Here is a 13505-nt window from a genome sequence, read left to right as displayed (position 1 = left end):
GCTCCTTCGGTGGGTGCGGATCAGGTGTCGCGGCCGGCGGCCTGCAGGGGAATCCGCGGCAGTCCGCCGGGGAGGCCGAGCAGGAGGGCGAGGGTGGGCAGCGCGGCGTCGGCCCTGGCCTGGTCGAGCAGGGCCCCGTCCGTCCCGGCCGGGGCCGCAGCGGCGTCGAGCGGGCCGGCCGCGACCCGGCTGCCGACCGTGGTGCGCACCCCCGCCTCCAGCGCGGAGAAGGTACGGCGCAGCAGTGGCAGCACATCGGTGAAGACCTCCGCCGGCACCGCCGTCAGCCAGGCGTCGAGCAGGCCGAGCAGCCGAGGGTCGTGCAGCAGCAGGGCCCCGCCGCCGGTGAGGAAGCCCTCGACCCAGCCGGCCGCGTCCGCCGGGGCGTTGGCCACCGAGAGGACCAGGCCCATCCGACGGCCGGCCTCCTCGGAGCCGAGCCGGCCGTCGTCGAGCAGCAGCCGGACGGCGCGGCCGCGCAGCAGGCCGGGGACGCCCGTCGCCGGGCCGCCGGTGGGCTCGCGACGGGCGAGCGAGCGCAGGGCGGCGGCCCACCGGTCGGCGAGGTCGCCGGAGGCATCGGGGGCGTCGGGGGAGTCAGGGGCGTCGGCCGGTTCCAGCAGGCCGATCGCGCCGTGCACCTCGTCGAGGTGGCCGCGCATCGCCGCGGCGCCGGCCGCGTCAAGACCGGTGCAGGCGGGCGGCAGCCCGACGCAGATCCGGTCGGCGAGACCGGTCGCGGCCTCGGCGAGCGCGCCGTTGTCGGTGCCCCGGACGTCGCCGTAGCGCAGTGCGCGGACCAGGGCGGGCAGGGCGCCCGCGAGGTGGGCGACATCGGTGTCCAGGGCCGCGCAGTCGGCGAGCACCCGCATCACGGCGGGCAGCGCCCCGCCCAGCCCGGCGAGCAGGCAGGTCTCCACCAGGCCGGTGAGTTCGGCGAGTTCGACGGCGGCCCGGGCGGTGCCGACGGCCTTGCCGACCGCCGCGTCCTCGACCGTGGTGCCCCACTGGGCGGCCTCGGCGATCCGGACCGCGAACTCGGGCTGCCAGCAGAGCCGCCAGCTCTCCCGGAAGGTGCCCGTCGAGTGGACGGCGGACCGCACCGGCACGCCCCACTCGACGCCGAGCAGGCGCAGCCGGTGCAGCAGCCGCGAGCGCGCCGCGTCGTTCTCCTTGCGCAGGTCGAGGTCGAGGTCGCGCGGCTCGACGTCCGGCTTCAGCCGCAGGGAGCGCTGCAGCCGGGACAGGTCCCGTTGCAGCGGCACCGCCGGTGCGGCGTCCGGCACCGTGCCGAGCGCGTCGCCGATCACCAGCCGGTCCCGGACCAGCTCCAGCGCGACGTCCGACCCGTCGCACATCACCGACCGGACGGCGTCGAGCGTCTCGGTCAGCCCGGCCAGCGGCCGGCCGCGCATCACCGCCAGCGTGCGGGCCAGCCGGACGGCCTCGATGACGTGCGCGGAGGAGACCGGGTGGTCCTCGGCCCGCAGCAGCTCGGCGGCCCTGGCCAGCCACTTCGGCAGCGGATCGCCCGACGCGGCGAACAGGTGGTGGTACCAGCCCGGCGAGGCGATCCCGGCGCCGTACCCGGTGAGTCGGGAGAGCCGGCGGTGCGTCCAGGGCACCCAGGTGATGTCGGTCCTGACCTTCTTCGGCAGGCCGGCGAGCAGCGCGCGGTCATGGGCGACCGTCGGCATGGCGGCCAGGACCGGGACGTGGAAGGCGCCGCAGACCACCGCGATCCGCCGGTGGCCGGCCCGCCGGGCGGCGCGGATCTGCTGGCGCATGTACGCCTCCCGCAGCTCGTCGCGCCGCCGCTCCCCGGCCCCCTCCTCGCGCAGCGCGGTCATCGCCTCCGCGACGGCCGCGAACGGGGCGAACTCGTCGGCGCCGGGCGTGCGGTGCTCGATCACGTCCTCCCACCAGCGCTCCGGGTCGTCGTGGCCGGCCGCCTCGGCGAGCAGCGCGATCGGGTCGCCGGGCACCGCCTCGTCCGGCCCGGGATCCGCCTCCTCCGTCACGGCGAAGCCGTACGCCGCCGGGAGGTCGATGAAGCGGACCGGGAGTTCGCGCTCGACGCCGTAGCGGATCGCCACCCACTCCGGGGAGAACTCGGCGTACGGCCAGAACGCGGCCCTGGCCGGATCGTCCACGGCGTGGGCGAGCAGCGCGACCGGCGGCACCATGTCCTTCTCGCCCGCCAGCCTGATGATCGGATCGGCCTCCGGCGGGCCCTCGATCAGCACCGCGTCCGGCCGCAGTCGCTCCAGCGCGGCGGCCACCGCGCGGGCCGAGCCCGGACCGTGGTGCCGTACGCCCAGCAGCGTCACCTCTGCGCTCATCGCGCCCTCCCTCCCTGGAACTCGAACGACGGCCGTCTCAGCGGGTGTGCTCGCGGGCGGCACGGTAGAAGTCCTTCCAGCCGTCCCGCTCGCGGACGACGCCCTCGACGTACTCGCGCCACACCGCCTGGTCGGCCACCGGATCCCGGACGACGGCCCCGAGAATGCCCGCCGTAACGTCGCCGGCCCGCAGCACGCCGTCGCCGAAGTGGGCGGCCAGGGCAAGCCCGTTCGTCACGACCGAGATCGCCTCCGCGGTCGACAGCGTCCCGCTCGGGGTCTTCACCTTCGTCCGGCCGTCCGTCGTGATCCCGGCCCGCAGCTCGCGGAAGACGGTGACCACACGCCTGATCTCCTCGGCGCCGCCGGGCAGTTGGGGCAGCTCCAGCGAGCTGCCGAGCTGGTTGACCCGGCGGGTGACGATGTCCACCTCCTCCTCCAGCGAACCGGGCAGTGGCAGCACCACGGTGTTGAACCGCCGGCGCAGGGCGCTCGACAGCTCGTTCACGCCCCGGTCCCGGTCGTTGGCGGTGGCGATCAGGTTGAAGCCCCGCACCGCCTGCGTCTCGCCGCCCAACTCCGGTACCGGCAGCGTCTTCTCCGACAGGATCGTGATCAGGCTGTCCTGCACGTCCGCCGGGATGCGGGTCAGCTCCTCGACCCGGGCGATCTTCCCGTCGGCCATCGCCCGCATCAGCGGCGACGGCACCAGCGCGTCCCGGCTCGGGCCGTGGGCCAGCAGCTGGGCGTAGTTCCACCCGTACCGGACCGCCTCCTCCGGCGTGCCCGCGGTGCCCTGCACCAGCAGCGTCGAATCACCACTGATCGCGGCCGCGAGATGCTCCGACACCCAGGTCTTCGCGGTACCCGGCACGCCGAGCAGCAGCAGCGCGCGGTCCGTCGCCAGCGTCGTCACCGCGACCTCGACCACCCGGCGCGGGCCGATGTACTTGGGCGTGACCACGGTGCCGTCCGGCAGCTCGCCGCCCAGCAGATAGGTGGCGACGGCCCACGGCGACAGCTTCCAGCGCTCGGGGCGCGGACGGTCGTCCTGCGCGGCCAGCGCGGCCAGTTCGGCAGCGAACGCGTCCTCCGCGTGCTGCCGCAGAACGTCGGTCATAAGGGCTCCTTCGGGTCGGCCGCCGGACACACCTGTGGCAGGCGGCGAGGTGATCGGGGGGAGCCAGGTCGGCGTCCCGGCCTGCGAGAACCACCATGCACCGGGCCACTGACAATCCTGATCGGCCCTCAGTTCGACCGCTCCGGCTGTCAGTCCCCCCGCCTACCGTCGTCGGCATGGAGGAACGCTGGAGCACCGAACACGTCCTGTCCCTCGCGCCCGACGCCGCGTCGCGGAAGGCGGCGGGCAAACTCTCCTCGGCCGCGCCCTGGTCCGGTACCGGCACCGACGGCACCGCGCTCTGGGGCGCGTGCAAGGGCAGCGGCAGCACGCCGTACCGCACCGCCGTGGAGCTGGCCACGCCCGCCTACACGTGCACCTGCCCGAGCCGGAAGTTCCCGTGCAAGCACGCGCTCGGACTCCTCCTGCTCTGGAGCGGCACCCCGGAGGCCGTCCCGGACGGCGCCGAGCCCGCCGACTGGGCGTCCGAGTGGCTGAAGCGCCGCCAGAACCGCGCCGAGCAGCGCGCCGCCAGGGCCGACACCCCGGCCGACCCGGCCGCCGCCCGCCGCCGGGCCGAGAAGCGCTCCGCCAGGGTCGCCGCCGGCGCCGGCGAACTGCGCCTCCGGCTGGCCGACCGGATCCGCCACGGCCTGTCCGACGGGAGCAGCGCCGGCCCCTGGGACGAGGTCGCCGCCCGCATGGTCGACGCCCAGGCCCCCGGCCTCGCCACCCGCGTCCGCGAACTCGACACCACCCCGCAGGACAGCCTCCTGGAGGAGTACGCCATGCTCCACCTGCTCGCCACCGCCGCCACCCGGGTCGACGAACTGCCCGACCCGCTCGCCGCCACGGTCCGCGCGCGGGTCGGCTACACCACCGACACCGCCGAACTCCTCGCCGGACCCACCGTCCGCGACCGCTGGCACGTCCTCGGCAGCCGCGACACCGCCGACGAACGCCTCACCACCCGCCGGCTCTGGCTGCGCGGCGCCAAGACCGGCCGGCTCGCCCTCCTCCTCGCCTTCGGCCGCCCCGGCCAGGCCCCCGACCTCGCCCTCCCCACCGGCCACCTGCTGGAGGCCGACCTCGCCTTCCACCCCGGCGCCCGCCCCCTGCGCGCCGCCCTCGGCGCCCGCTACGGCACCCCCGAACCCGGCCCCGCCGCACCCCCCTCGGGCCTCAGCCCCGCCGAGGCCGTCGCCACGTACGGCGCCGCCGTCGCCGACGACCCCTGGCTCGACACCTGGCCCACCGTCCTCACCGCCGTCGTCCCCGTCCTCACCCCCGACGGCTGGCACCTGACCGACGGCCACCACACCCTCCCCGTCCGCCGCACCACCACCCCCGAACCCGCCCTCTGGCGCCTCGCCGCCGTCTCCACCGGCCGCCCCCTCACCGTCTTCGGCGACCACGGCCACCAGGGCTTCACCCCCATCACCGCCTGGGGCCAGGACACCCGCCCCATCAGCCTCACCACCCCGTAACCCCCGGCCTCCCTTCCCCTCCCGCCCCTCTCTCCCTTCCCCCCACCGCTCACCCACCCACCCGCTCCCGCCCCTTCCTTCCCCCTCCTCCCGCCCCCCTTCCCGCCCCTTCCCTCCCTCCCACCCACCACCCGACCAGGGCGAGAGGGACGCGCTGCGGGAGGGGGCGGCGTACGGGGTGGTCGCGGAAGGGGGCGTGGCGGGTGATTTTCAGACTGCCAACGGCGAAAGCGCCCACCAACAGAATCGGCAGTCTGAAAATCATCCAGCCCCCGGAGCGACCACCCCGGGAGCCGCCCCCGCCACCACCCTCCCGAGAGCCCCCCGAACAGCACCCACCAACCCACAGGAGCCCCCGTGCCACCCACCACCCCCGCCGACCCCTGGGAGACCCTCCACACCACCGCCCTCCTCGGCACCGACCGCCGCCCCCTGCCGGCCGATCCCCCCACCGGCTCCCCCGCCCACCGCACCACCGCCCAGGCGGTGGACCGCACCGACCCGGCCACCGCCCTCCTCGAACTCGCCGCCCTGGCCGCCGTCCGCCGCCGCGCCGGTGCCCTCCCCGCGCCCGCCACCGAACCCCCCGGCCCGCCCGCTCCCGAGGACCCGCGCCCCGAACTCCCGCCCCCCGCCGCCCGTCGGCTCTCCCTGCTGCTCAGCAACCGCGGCGCCGGAAGCAGCTCGAGCCACGCCCTCGCCAACCTCGCCGAGCTGCTCCCCCAATGGCTCACCACCGCCCGCTCCCGCGGCTACCGCCCGCCCGCCGCTCTCGTCCCGGCCCTGCTGGACGCGGCCCGGGCCCGTAGCGAACTGCGCCCCGACGCCGTCGCACTGGCCGGCCCGCTCGGCCGCTGGCTCGCCGCCCAGAACCCGGACTGGCGCTTCGTCCTGCGCACCACCACCGACCCCGCGCCCGCCGCCGAACTCCCCGAGGACGACCGCCTCTGGCACGAGGGCCTCTTCGCCGAACGCGTCACCCACCTCACCGCGCTCCGCCGGAGCGACCCCGCCGCCGGCCTGGCCCTGCTCCGGAGCAGCTGGCCCACCGAACGCGCCGAGGACCGCCTGCTCTTCCTGGACGCCCTGCAGGAAGGCCTCTCCCTCGCCGACGAACCGTTCCTGGAGGCCGCCCTGGGCGACCGCAGCAAGAACGTCCGGGCCACCGCCGCCGAGCTGCTCTCCACCCTCCCCGGCACCGCCCTCGCCCACCGGATGGCCGAGCGCGCCCGCACCGCCGTACGCCTCTCGGAGCGCGGCACGCATCTGCTGGTCAGCCCGCCCGCCGCGTGCGACGCCGCCATGCAGCGCGACGGCATTGCGCTCAAGTCGCCCACCGGGCGCGGCGAACGGGCCTGGTGGTTCGGCGAGGTGATCGCCGCCGCCCCGCTGGCCGTCTGGTCCGGGACCACCGGCCTGACGCCGGATCAGCTGCTCGCCCTCCGGGTCGGCGACAGCATCGACGAGACCAGCAGCAGCTGGGCCGACGACCTGCGGGAGGCCTGGGCCAGGGCCGCCGTCCGCCAGCAGGACGCCGGCTGGGCGCGGGCGCTGCTCGGCCCGGCGCCCGCCCCGGGGAGGGGCACCCGGACGGGCCGCGCACCCCGGACGGCCGGCGCTCCCGCGAAGCTGCTCTCGGTGCTCCCGGCCGCCGAACGGGCCACCTGGACGGCCGCCTTCGTCGAGGTGCACGGCCTCGGCGAGGCCTTCCAGCTGCTCGGCGCCTGCGCGACCCCGTGGACCCCGCCGCTGTCGACCGCCGTGGTCGCGGCGCTGGACCGGGCGGCCGCCTCCGGCGCGTACCCGTGGAGCCACAGCGGGGTGCTCGGGATGACCGAGCGGGCCCTCGCCCCCGGGACGGCCACCGCCGTCGAGGCCCTGGCGGCCTCCGCCGCGCCCGCCTCGGCCTGGGGCGAGACCTTCGCCCGGCTGGCCGGCACCCTGCGCTTCCGGGAGGCGATGCTCGCCGAACTCGACGGCTGAGCGGCGGTCGCCGACATGCGACCGGGCCGGTACGGAGCGGGAAGCTCTCCGTACCGGCCCGGTCGGCGTGGACTCAGCCGGCGGCCCGCAGGTTGGCCTCGACCCAGGCCACCACGTCCCGGGTCGGCGTGCCCGGGGTGAAGATGTCCGCGACGCCCAGGGCCTTGAGCTCGGCGATGTCGTCGTCCGGGATGATCCCGCCGCAGAAGACCTTGATGTCCTCCGCGTCGCGCTCCTTCAGCAGTTCCAGGACGCGCGCGCAGAGCGTCATGTGCGCGCCGGAGAGGATCGACAGGCCGATGCCGTCCGCGTCCTCCTGGATGGCGGTGTCGACCACCTGCTCGGGCGTCTGGTGCAGCCCGGTGTAGATGACCTCCATACCGGCGTCGCGCAGGGCGCGCGCGATGACCTTGGCGCCCCGGTCGTGACCGTCGAGCCCCGGCTTGGCGACCACCACGCGGATCGGCCCTGACACACCCATCACTGCCTCCTGGACCTCGTCGTCCACCACCCCACCGGACCTCGTCGGGCGCGGGCGCGGTTAACCAGCAATAACAAACCTGAGGGGAGGTTAGCGCCACCCGGCCCGGTTGGCCGTGCCGCCCGGCAAGAGGAGGGGAAAGTCACAGCTTCGCCTTTCGCCGCCCGCTTTCCGCCCCTCCGTCACCGTCGGTGTCCCCACGGCCCTGCCTCTTGACATCCGGACTTTTGTCCGGATGTCGGCGTTACGACTACAGTCTCGGCTGTTTTCCCCTGTCCGTCGACGTGCCCGAGGCCCACCGAGGAGGCAGCCCCCGATGGCTCCCGAAGCAGCCGCCCGTCCGACCCGCGCCGAGCTGCGCGTGGCCGCCCGCGAACAGTCGCGCGCCCAGCGCCGCGACGCCGCCAAGGCCGCCACCAGAACGGCGCTGCTGCGGGTCGCGCTGCCGTCGGTGGCCGCGCTCGGAGTGGCCACGGCGGCCGCCGTGACCGTCCAGGGCGAAGCGGCCGACCAGCAGCGCGCGCAGGCGGCCGGCCGGGGGCCCGAGCAGGCCGCCGCCGACCCGGCCGGCGCCGGTGCGGCCGCCGGGACCACCGTCCGGCAGGCCTCCGCACCGGGCGACGCCGCTCACGCCTCCCGCGGCGACGCCCGCCAGCCGCTGTCCGGCACCCAGCCCGCCGCCGACCCGGCCGCACAGCCCACCACGGACCCGGCCGCGCAGCCAACCGCCGATCCCACCGCCGACCCGACCGCCGACCCGACCGCCGAGGCGCCCAAGCCACCCGAGCGCCCCAAGATCTCCCTCCCGGTCGCCCAGCGCGGTCTGGGCGAGACCTTCGGCGCGTCCGGTACGCACTGGGCCGCCCGGCACACCGGCATCGACTTCCCGGTCGACGGCGGCACCCAGGTGCTGGCCGTCACCGACGGGACGATCCGCACCCAGTGGAATCCGTCGTACGGCTATATGACGATCCTGAAGACGGCCGACGGCACCGAGGCCTGGTACTGCCATCTGCGCTCGTACAAGATCCGCAAGGGCACGGTGAAGGCGGGCGACGTGATCGCCTTCGTCGGCAGCAGCGGCAACAGCACCGGCCCGCACCTGCACTTCGAGATCCGCCCGGCCGGCGGCGGCGCACCCGTCGACCCGCTGCCCTGGCTGCTCGCCCAGGGCATCGACCCGCGCTGACCCACCGGCCGCCGGCGCGGGCCCCGCCGCCCCGGTCCTACAGCTTCTCCACCGGCGCGTACCGCAGCAGCAGCTGCTTGCGCCCCTCCGAACCGAAGTCCACCGTGGCCTGCGCCTTGTCGCCGACGCCGGTGGTGGCCACCACCGTGCCCAGCCCGAAGGTGTCGTGGGTGACGCGGTCGCCCACCGCCAGCCCGACGACCTCGCGCTCGACGGCGCCGCCGGAACGCCGCGCCGACTGCCCCCAGCCCGCCTTCGGCGCAGCCGCCGCGGCGCCCCGCGAGGACCCGCGCGAACCGCCGCCGCTCGCGGCGAACCCGCGCCCGCCGAACGAGCCGGACGAGCCCCCCGCGTACCCGCGCGGGGCCGGCGCCGACGCCGCCCCCATCCGCTTCCACTCCACCAGCGGCTCCGGGATCTCCTCCAGGAACCGCGAGGCCGGGTTGTACGAGGGCTGCCCCCACGCGCTGCGCAGCACCGAGCGGGTCAGGTAGAGCCGCTCCCGGGCGCGGGTCAGCCCGACGTACGCGAGCCGCCGCTCCTCCTCCAGCTCCTTGACCTGGTTGAGCGCCCGCATGTGCGGGAAGATGCCGTCCTCCATACCGGTGAGGAAGACCACCGGGAACTCCAGGCCCTTGGCGGTGTGCAGGGTCATCATCGTGATGACGCCCTGCCCCTCCTCGTCCTCGTCCGGGATCTGGTCCGAGTCGGCGACCAGCGCCACCCGCTCCAGGAAGTCGGCCAGCGAGCCGACCGGCGGTGCGCCGTCCTCGCCCGCGTCCGGCCGCTCCCCCGGGTCCTGCTCGTACTCCAGGGCCACCGAGGCGAGCTCCTGGAGGTTCTCCACCCGGGTCTCGTCCTGCGGATCGGTGGAGGACTGCAGCTCGGCGAGGTAGCCCGTCTCCTCCAGCACCGCCTCCAGCACCGCCGCGGGGCCCGCTCCGGACTCCACGACCTGCCGCAGCCCGGCCATCAGCGTGTTGAACTTCTTCACCGCGTTCGCCGAGCGCGCGGCCATGCCGTACGCCTCGTCGACCCGCTGCAGCGCCTGCGCGAAGGAGATCCGCTCCCGCGCGGCCAGGGCGTCGACCATCGCCTCGGCGCGGTCGCCGATGCCGCGCTTGGGCACGTTGAGGATCCGGCGCAGCGGCACGGTGTCCTCGGGGTTGGAGAGCACCCGCAGGTAGGCCAGGACGTCCCGGACCTCCTTGCGCTCGTAGAAGCGCACCCCGCCGACCACCTTGTACGGCAGCCCGACCCGGATGAACACCTCCTCGAACACCCGGGACTGGGCGTTGGTCCGGTAGAAGATCGCGACGTCGCCGGGCCTGGCGTCCCCGGCGTCGGTCAGCCGGTCGATCTCGTCGGCGATGAACTGGGCCTCGCCGTGCTCGTCGTCGGCGACGTAGCCGATCACCTTCTCGCCGTGGTCACCGGCCGTCCAGAGCTTCTTCTCGCGCCGGTTGGCGTTGCGCTCGATGACGGCGTTGGCGGCGCTCAGGATCGTCTGGGTGGAGCGGTAGTTCTGCTCCAGCAGGATCGTGACCGCGTCCGGGTAGTCCTCCTCGAACTGGAGGATGTTGCGGATCGTCGCGCCGCGGAAGGCGTAGATCGACTGGTCCGCGTCACCGACCACGCACAGCTCGGCCGGCGGCACCTCGGCGAGCCGCCCGGCCGCCGGGTCCACCAGGTCCCCGTCGACGGTGCGCTTCGGCGCGGCGGTGACCGAGCCCCCGCTCAGCTCCCGGACCAGCATGTACTGGGCGTGGTTGGTGTCCTGGTACTCGTCGACCAGGATGTGCCGGAACCGCCGCCGGTAGTGCTCGGCGACGTCGGGGAACGCCTGGAGCAGGTTGACGGTGGTCATGATGATGTCGTCGAAGTCCAGCGCGTTGGCCTCGCGCAGGCGCCGCTGGTAGAGGAAGTACGCCTCGGCGAGCTTCTTCTCCATCGGGTTGGCGGCCTGGTCGGCGTAGGTCTCCTCGTCGATCAGCTCGTTCTTCAGGTTGCTGATCTTCGCCGTGAAGGACTTCGGCGGGAACTGCTTCGGGTCCAGGTCGAGATCGCGGCAGACCAGCGACATCAGCCGCTGCGAGTCCGCCGAGTCGTAGATCGAGAACGAGGAGGTGAAGCCGAGCAGCTTGGACTCGCGGCGCAGGATCCGTACGCAGGCGCTGTGGAAGGTGGACACCCACATCGCCCGGGCCCGCGGCCCGACCAGCTGCTCGACGCGCTCGCGCATCTCGCCGGCCGCCTTGTTGGTGAAGGTGATCGCCAGGATCTCGCCCGGCTGCACCCCGCGCGCGCCCAGCAGGTGGGCGATCCGGTGGGTGAGCACCCTGGTCTTGCCGGAGCCCGCGCCGGCCACGATCAGCAGCGGCGAGCCCGCGTGCAGCACCGCCTCGCGCTGGGGGTCGTTCATCCCCTCCAGCAGCTGCGCCGGGTCCACCACCGTCCGGGCGGCGCCGTTGCGGTACCAGGAGTCCCGCTCGGCCTCGGCGGCGTGGTCGGTCTCGAACAGCCCCTGCGGAATCGCCTCCTCGTACGCGTCGTACGGGACGTCGTCCTCGTACGGCGGCGGCTCCTCGTCGGCGGGGGCGGCGGGCTGCTGCTTCGACCCGGCGGCGGGGGCCTCGAAACCGGGGAGCGGGAGGTCGTCAAAGAGGCTACTCATGGCACTCCGAGTCTATGGCCACCCACTGACAAGCCCGCCCGGCCGGAGGAACCGGGCCGGGCGGGCAACGGGGCGGCGAGGTCCCGGGGCTCAGACCAGCCGGCGCGCGGTGGCCCAGCGGGTCAGCTCGTGGCGGTTGCTCAGCTGGAGCTTGCGCAGCACCGCGGAGACGTGGCTCTCCACCGTCTTGACCGAGATGAACAGCTGCTTGGCGATCTCCTTGTACGCGTAGCCGCGGGCGATCAGCCGCAGCACCTCGCGCTCGCGCTGGGTGAGGCGGTCGAGGTCCTCGTCCACCGGCGGGGTGTCGGTGGCCGCGAAGGCGTCCAGCACGAAGCCGGCCAGCCGAGGCGAGAAGACCGCGTCGCCGTCGGAGATCCGGAAGACCGCGTTGACCAGGTCGGTGCCGGTGATGGTCTTGGTGACGTAGCCGCGGGCACCGCCGCGGATCACCCCGATGACGTCCTCGGCCGCGTCGGAGACGGACAGCGCCAGGAACTTCACGCCGCCCTGTTCCCCCATCAGCCCGGCCGAGCGGCGCAGCACCTCGACCCCGCCGCCGCCGGGCAGGTGGACGTCGAGCAGCACCACGTCCGGCCTGGTCTCGGCGACCACCCGGACCGCGGACTCCACGTCGTCGGCCTCGCCGACCACGTCGATGCCGGTGGCCTCGGTGCGCCCGATCTCCGCCCGTACCCCCGTCCGGAACATCCGGTGGTCGTCCACCAGGACGACCCGCGCGATCCTGCCCGGGCCTTCGGCCTGGGACGCCACCGCCGGCGCTGCCTCAGTCATCCGTTCTCTCCATCTCCAGCTCGACCTCGGTGCCGCCGTCCGGCGCGGACCGCACCCGTGCGGTGCCGCCGTTGCGCTTCATCCGGCCGATGATCGACTCGCGTACGCCCATCCGGTCCTCGGGCACCGTATCGGGGTCGAAGCCGGGGCCGTGGTCGCGGACGAACACCGACACCGTCCTCCCCTCCACCTCGGCGTAGACCTGGACCGGTCCCCCGCCACCGTACTTGGCCGCGTTGACCGTCGCCTCCCTCGCGGCCTGCATCTGTGCCGAGATCCGCTCGTCCATCGGGCAGTCGCCGACGATGACCACCTCGACCGGTACCCCGTGCCGGTCCTCGACCTCGGCGACCACCGCGCGCAGGCTCTCGGCCATGGTGTCCGGCGCGGCCTCGGCGGCGGCCTCCGGGCGGTAGAGCCAGAGGCGCAGCTCGCGTTCCTGGGCCCGGGCCAGGCGCAGCACCTCCTTGGGGTCCTCGGCCCGGCGCTGGATCAGGGTCAGGGTGTGCAGCACGGAGTCGTGGACGTGCGCGGCGATCTCGGCGCGCTCCTGGGCGCGGATGCGGGCGGTGCGTTCGGCGCCGAGGTCCTGCCACATCCGCAGCGCGTACGGGCCGACCAGCACCAGCACCCCGGCCAGCACCGCGAGCGAGGCCTCCACCACCGAGCCCAGGGTGGAGCCGCTGCCCTGCATGGCGAGGAAGGCGATGGTGCCGGCCACCACCAGCAGCACTCCGGCACCGACGCGGGTGTAGGCGCCGCGCCGCTTCTCGCTCTCCTCCAGGCCGAACCAGCGCTGCCAGCGGGAGTCGTCGGCCTGCCGCCAGACCAGCGCGACGCCGACGCCGATCGCCAGCAGCGGCCAGGTGTACGGCTTGGCGGTCTGCACGCCGAGCGAGCTGAGCAGGGCGATCAGGCCGATCACCACCATGACCAGCGCGGCGAGCTGGCCGAGGCCGGCCTGGCCGCTCCCGGCGGCCCGGGCCGGTGCCGCCCCCTCCTCGCCCGTCTCGGCGGGCGGCGCCCCGGCGGGCTCGCCGTGGAAGGTGTGCTGCAACTGCTCCCGCAGCCGGTCGAGCCGCCCGCGCCGGCCCTTGCTCAGGGCCGCCCCCGGTGCCTGCCCGAGCCCGGTGGGCACGAAGGCGCCGTTGAGGTAGACCCAGTGGGCGCCGCGCTGCGCGGGCTCGCCGATGCCGATCGGCACCACGAACCAGAACGCCGCGTACAGCGGCACGCCGATGCCCTGCGCGAAGAACAGCAGCACGAAGGCGACCCGGACCCAGGTGACCGGCAGACCGAGGTGCACCGCGAGCCCGTGCGCGACCCCGCCGAGCATCCGGCCCTGCGGGCTGCGGTAGAACCGGCGGTACGGCGGCCGGCCGTCGGCGGGCACGGCCGGATCGGGGCCGGCCGACGGCGCTGCGTCGGGGACGA

9 protein-coding genes are annotated in these 13505 nt (G+C 75.0%); 3 read left to right on the top strand and 6 right to left on the bottom strand.

Annotated elements, in window-relative coordinates; genetic code table 11:
* Positions 1 to 20 precede the first annotated feature (20 nt).
* Positions 21 to 2342, bottom strand: a complete 2322-nt coding sequence (locus AB0P06_RS06700) for a DUF5682 family protein (RefSeq protein WP_363605569.1) — start codon at positions 2340 to 2342, stop codon at positions 21 to 23.
* Between the two features lie 37 nt (positions 2343 to 2379).
* On the bottom strand, positions 2380 to 3462 hold the full coding sequence (locus AB0P06_RS06695) for an AAA family ATPase (protein ID WP_363605568.1): 1083 nt from the start codon (positions 3460 to 3462) through the stop codon (positions 2380 to 2382).
* Between the two features lie 176 nt (positions 3463 to 3638).
* Here AB0P06_RS06695 and AB0P06_RS06690 point away from each other — a divergent pair, with 176 nt between their 5' ends.
* A complete protein-coding gene (locus tag AB0P06_RS06690) occupies positions 3639 to 4949 on the top strand; it encodes an SWIM zinc finger family protein (RefSeq protein ID WP_363605567.1) in 1311 nt (436 codons plus the stop codon).
* A gap of 357 nt (positions 4950 to 5306) precedes the next feature.
* Positions 5307 to 6932, top strand: coding sequence for a DUF5691 domain-containing protein (locus AB0P06_RS06685; RefSeq protein WP_363605565.1), 1626 nt, complete (start codon positions 5307 to 5309; stop codon positions 6930 to 6932).
* A 73-nt stretch (positions 6933 to 7005) separates the two neighbouring features.
* Here AB0P06_RS06685 and AB0P06_RS06680 read toward each other — a convergent pair whose 3' ends face one another.
* Positions 7006 to 7413 carry a cobalamin B12-binding domain-containing protein gene (locus AB0P06_RS06680; protein WP_363605564.1) on the bottom strand — a complete coding sequence of 136 codons (408 nt, stop codon included), beginning with the start codon at positions 7411 to 7413 and terminating at the stop codon, positions 7006 to 7008.
* Positions 7414 to 7729: 316 nt separating this feature from the next.
* Here AB0P06_RS06680 and AB0P06_RS06675 point away from each other — a divergent pair, with 316 nt between their 5' ends.
* The gene (locus AB0P06_RS06675) at positions 7730 to 8602 is read left to right on the top strand and encodes a peptidoglycan DD-metalloendopeptidase family protein (RefSeq protein WP_363605562.1); all 873 of its coding nucleotides are present in this window, start codon (positions 7730 to 7732) and stop codon (positions 8600 to 8602) included.
* A 37-nt stretch (positions 8603 to 8639) separates the two neighbouring features.
* Here AB0P06_RS06675 and pcrA read toward each other — a convergent pair whose 3' ends face one another.
* The 3 genes from pcrA to AB0P06_RS06660 all read right to left on the bottom strand — a co-directional run bounded on the left by pcrA (position 8640) and on the right by AB0P06_RS06660 (position 13464).
* Positions 8640 to 11276, bottom strand: a complete 2637-nt coding sequence (gene pcrA, locus AB0P06_RS06670; RefSeq protein ID WP_363605561.1) for a DNA helicase PcrA — start codon at positions 11274 to 11276, stop codon at positions 8640 to 8642.
* Between the two features lie 90 nt (positions 11277 to 11366).
* On the bottom strand, positions 11367 to 12071 hold the full coding sequence (locus tag AB0P06_RS06665) for a response regulator transcription factor (RefSeq protein WP_363605560.1): 705 nt from the start codon (positions 12069 to 12071) through the stop codon (positions 11367 to 11369).
* Positions 12064 to 13464 carry a PspC domain-containing protein gene (locus AB0P06_RS06660; protein WP_363605798.1) on the bottom strand — a complete coding sequence of 467 codons (1401 nt, stop codon included), beginning with the start codon at positions 13462 to 13464 and terminating at the stop codon, positions 12064 to 12066. The genes AB0P06_RS06665 and AB0P06_RS06660 overlap by 8 nt, the downstream gene beginning before the upstream one ends.
* Positions 13465 to 13505: the final 41 nt, after the last annotated feature.

Source organism: Kitasatospora sp. NPDC088351, assembly GCF_040685575.1.
Classification (GTDB): Bacteria; Actinomycetota; Actinomycetes; order Streptomycetales; family Streptomycetaceae; genus Kitasatospora.
The sequence above is the reverse complement of the archived record's forward strand: the minus strand, read 5'-3'. Positions and strand labels throughout refer to the sequence as shown.

What these genes read in the sequence shown, in the direction of transcription:
- AB0P06_RS06680 (WP_363605564.1), bottom strand. Translation starts at nt 7,413, where the DNA reads ATGGGTGTGTCAGGGCCGATCCGCGTGGTGGTCGCCAAGCCGGGGCTC.
- AB0P06_RS06675 (WP_363605562.1), top strand. Translation starts at nt 7,730, where the DNA reads ATGGCTCCCGAAGCAGCCGCCCGTCCGACCCGCGCCGAGCTGCGCGTG.
- AB0P06_RS06690 (WP_363605567.1), top strand. Translation starts at nt 3,639, where the DNA reads ATGGAGGAACGCTGGAGCACCGAACACGTCCTGTCCCTCGCGCCCGAC.
- pcrA (WP_363605561.1), bottom strand. Translation starts at nt 11,276, where the DNA reads ATGAGTAGCCTCTTTGACGACCTCCCGCTCCCCGGTTTCGAGGCCCCC.
- AB0P06_RS06665 (WP_363605560.1), bottom strand. Translation starts at nt 12,071, where the DNA reads ATGACTGAGGCAGCGCCGGCGGTGGCGTCCCAGGCCGAAGGCCCGGGC.
- AB0P06_RS06700 (WP_363605569.1), bottom strand. Translation starts at nt 2,342, where the DNA reads ATGAGCGCAGAGGTGACGCTGCTGGGCGTACGGCACCACGGTCCGGGC.
- AB0P06_RS06695 (WP_363605568.1), bottom strand. Translation starts at nt 3,462, where the DNA reads ATGACCGACGTTCTGCGGCAGCACGCGGAGGACGCGTTCGCTGCCGAA.